Origin of the sequence: Ancylomarina sp. 16SWW S1-10-2 (assembly GCF_009669305.1) — a bacterium.
In the GTDB taxonomy this organism is placed as follows: domain Bacteria; phylum Bacteroidota; class Bacteroidia; order Bacteroidales; family Marinifilaceae; genus Ancylomarina.
In genome coordinates this window covers 1-368 of the sequence record NZ_SADB01000342.1, presented here as the reverse complement: position 1 = coordinate 368, position 368 = coordinate 1, and the positions used below count along the sequence as shown (strand labels likewise).

The 368-nt window shown below is 72.3% G+C and carries 1 protein-coding gene; it reads right to left on the bottom strand.

Features of this window, described 5'->3' with window-relative positions; all coding sequences use genetic code 11:
- Window positions 1-174: 174 nt before the first annotated feature.
- On the bottom strand, window positions 175-368 hold a 194-nt coding region (locus tag EMN46_RS19810), incomplete at its 5' end, for a hypothetical protein (RefSeq protein WP_229130458.1).

Sequence of the window (368 nt, the reverse complement as noted above, 5' to 3'; positions counted from 1 at the left end):
AACACGTGCAACGCGCCGGGGCCGACGCCTACGTGGCCAAGTTCGCGGCCAAGGAGTTGGCCGACACGCTGCGCAAGGTGCTGGCGGGCAGCGAGGCGTTGGCGGTGGCGTGACCCTGCCTGGGGCTGCCGGCGTGGGGTAGCCTCGCTCCTGCGGCGGGCTTGGCAGCGTTTGCTAGCGAGGTTGCTCGATGACCACCCGCCGCGGCCCGCTGGGCGGCTGCGGAAACCCGTCCAGCGCGGCGCTCAACAGCGCACGCCACAGCGTCGGCGTGTCGGCCCACGGGCCATCCTGGGTGGCGCGGGTTTCATAGACCACTTCACCGCTGCGGCGGTCGCGCACGGTCAGCGCGACCTCGCGCACGTAGT